The organism is Burkholderia sp. Tr-862 (genome assembly GCF_011753085.1).
Classification (GTDB): domain Bacteria; phylum Pseudomonadota; class Gammaproteobacteria; order Burkholderiales; family Burkholderiaceae; genus Burkholderia; species Burkholderia ambifaria.
The window spans coordinates 1-3,011 of the sequence record NZ_VWWG01000309.1 but is presented as its reverse complement, the minus strand read 5'-3'; the positions used below and the strand labels follow the sequence as shown (position 1 = coordinate 3,011).

Genomic DNA, 3,011 nt, shown 5'->3' with positions numbered 1-3,011 from the left:
CGGCGGCGAGCGCGTGGATCTCGCGCCGGGCGACGCGATCGTGCTCGCCGTGCCGCCCGAGGTCGCGCAACCGCTCGTCCCGGATCTCACCGCGCCCGACACGTTCAGCGCGGTCGTGACCGCGTACTTCGCGGTCGACGCACCGGCCGGCGGCCCGCCGCAGACGACCGTCGTCAACGGCGTCGTCGACGCGGTGCGCGCCGGCGGCGGCATGCTGGCGGCGACGATCCGTGACGCGGGCCGCTGGCTCGACATGCCGCGCGACGCGCTCGCGCGGCGCATCTGGGAAGACGTCGCGCGCGTGAGCGGCGCGAACCCGGAAACGATTCCCGCGTGGCAGCTCGTCGTCGAGCCCCGCGCAGGCTTTGCGGCGGTGCCGTCGCAGGAAATGAAACGTCCGGCCGCGCGTACGCGCTGGACCAATCTCGTGCTGGCGGGCGACTGGATTGCCACCGGCTTGCCCGCCACGATCGAGGGCGCGATCCGTTCCGGCCAACTGGCCGCGGACGTGCTCCAGACACAGTAAGTAACAGAGGGACCGATGAACGATCTCACCGAAATGGCTACCCTGTCCGCCGGCACCGTGCCGGCCGGGCTCGATGCCGCCGTCGCCAGCGCGACCGACGCGCTGCTGGCCGCGCAGAACGCGGACGGACACTGGGTCTACGAACTCGAGGCCGACTCGACGATTCCCGCCGAATACGTGCTGCTCGTCCACTATCTCGGCGAGACGCCGAACCTCGAGCTCGAACAGAAGATCGGCCGCTATCTGCGCCGCGTCCAGCAGGCCGACGGCGGCTGGCCGCTGTTCACCGACGGCGCGCCGAACATCAGCGCGAGCGTGAAGGCGTATTTCGCGCTGAAGGTGATCGGCGACGACGAGAACGCCGAGCACATGCAGCGCGCGCGCCGTGCGATCCACGCGATGGGCGGCGCGGAGATGTCGAACGTATTCACGCGGATCCAGCTCGCGCTGTACGGTGCGATTCCGTGGCGCGCGGTGCCGATGATGCCGGTCGAGATCATGCTGCTGCCGCAGTGGTTCCCGTTCCACCTGTCGAAGGTGTCGTACTGGGCGCGTACCGTGATCGTGCCGCTGCTGGTGCTGAACGCGAAGCGTCCGATCGCGAAGAACCCGCGTGGCGTGCGCATCGACGAACTGTTCGTCGACCCGCCCGTCAACGCCGGGCTGCTGCCGCGCCAGGGCCACCAGAGCCCCGGCTGGTTCGCGTTCTTCCGCGTGGTCGACCATGCGCTGCGCGCGGCCGACGGCCTGTTCCCGAGCTACACGCGCGAACGCGCGATCCGTCAGGCCGTGTCGTTCGTCGACGAGCGCCTGAACGGCGAGGACGGCCTTGGCGCGATCTATCCGGCGATGGCCAACGCGGTGATGATGTACGACGTGCTCGGCTATGCGGAAGATCATCCGAACCGCGCGATCGCGCGCAAGTCGATCGAGAAGCTGCTCGTCGTGCAGGAGGACGAAGCGTATTGCCAGCCGTGCCTGTCGCCGGTGTGGGACACGTCGCTCGCCGCGCATGCGCTGCTCGAGACCGGCGAGGCGCGCGCCGAGGAGGCCGTGATCCGCGGCCTCGAATGGCTGCGCCCGCTGCAGATCCTCGACGTGCGCGGCGACTGGATCTCGCGCCGCCCGCACGTGCGACCCGGCGGCTGGGCGTTCCAGTATGCGAACCCGCACTACCCGGACGTCGACGATACGGCGGTGGTCGCGGTGGCGATGGATCGCGTGCAGAAACTCAAGCACAACGACGCGTTTCGCGATTCGATCGCGCGCGCGCGCGAGTGGGTCGTCGGGATGCAGAGCAGCGACGGCGGCTGGGGCGCGTTCGAACCGGAAAACACGCAGTACTACCTGAACAACATCCCGTTCTCGGATCACGGCGCGTTGCTCGATCCGCCGACGGCCGACGTGTCGGGCCGCTGCCTGTCGATGCTGGCGCAGCTCGGCGAGACGCCGCTGAACAGCGAGCCGGCGCGCCGCGCGCTCGACTACATGCTGAAGGAGCAGGAGCCGGACGGCAGCTGGTACGGCCGCTGGGGGATGAACTACGTGTACGGCACGTGGACGGCCCTGTGCGCGTTGAACGCCGCGGGCCTGACGCCGGACGATCCGCGCATGAAGCGCGGCGCGCAGTGGCTGCTGTCGATCCAGAACAAGGACGGCGGCTGGGGCGAGGATGGCGACAGCTACAAGCTGAACTATCGTGGCTTCGAGCAGGCGCCGAGCACCGCGTCGCAAACGGCCTGGGCGCTGCTCGGCCTGATGGCGGCCGGCGAGGTGAACAACCCGGCCGTCGCGCGCGGCGTCGAGTACCTGATCGCCGAGCAGAAGGAACACGGGCTGTGGGACGAGACGCGCTTCACGGCGACGGGCTTCCCGCGCGTGTTCTACCTGCGCTACCACGGCTATCGCAAGTTCTTCCCGCTGTGGGCGCTCGCGCGCTATCGCAACCTGAAGCGCGACAACGCCACGCGCGTGACGTTCGGGCTGTAACGCGTGGCGCCGACGCAGCACAACGGCACGTTGCCCGTAATCGCCGTCACGGGGATGGCGTTCGAGGCACGCATCGCGCGCGGTCACGGCGTCGAGGCCGTGTTCGCCGCGCGCGCCGACCGGCTCGAGCGCGCACTGGCCGAGGCGACCGCGCGTGGTTGCGCGGGCATCGTGAGCTTCGGCACGGCCGGCGGGCTCGCGCCCGACCTCGCGCCCGGCGCGCTCGTGATCGCGGACGCGATCGACGGGCCGTTCGGCCGTGTGCACACCGATCCGACCTGGAGCGCGCGGCTCGTCGCCGCGCTGCACGACACGCCGGTGTGGGCGCGCGTCACGCGCGGCACGATGGCGGCGGTCAGCGCGCCGGTGGTCAGCGAGCAGGAAAAGACTTCGCTGCATCGCGCGAAGGGCGCGCTCGCCGTCGACATGGAGTCGCATATCGCCGCGGCCTTCGCGGCGTCGCGCGGCGTGCCGTTTGCGGTGTGCCGCGCCGTCA

At 70.3% G+C, this 3,011-nt stretch carries 3 protein-coding genes; all 3 read left to right on the top strand.

Annotation, left to right across the window (positions count from 1 at the left end):
* Nucleotides 1–526, top strand: a 526-nt coding sequence (locus F3J14_RS34255; protein WP_211080431.1) for an FAD-dependent oxidoreductase, incomplete at its 5' end; no start/stop codon positions are given.
* 15 nt (nt 527–541) lie between these two features.
* Nucleotides 542–2,515, top strand: a complete 1,974-nt coding sequence (gene shc, locus F3J14_RS34250; protein WP_166726674.1) for a squalene--hopene cyclase — start codon at nt 542–544, stop codon at nt 2,513–2,515.
* A 3-nt stretch (nt 2,516–2,518) separates the two neighbouring features.
* A partial coding sequence (locus F3J14_RS34245; RefSeq protein WP_166726673.1) for a phosphorylase occupies nt 2,519–3,011 on the top strand: 493 nt, incomplete at its 3' end.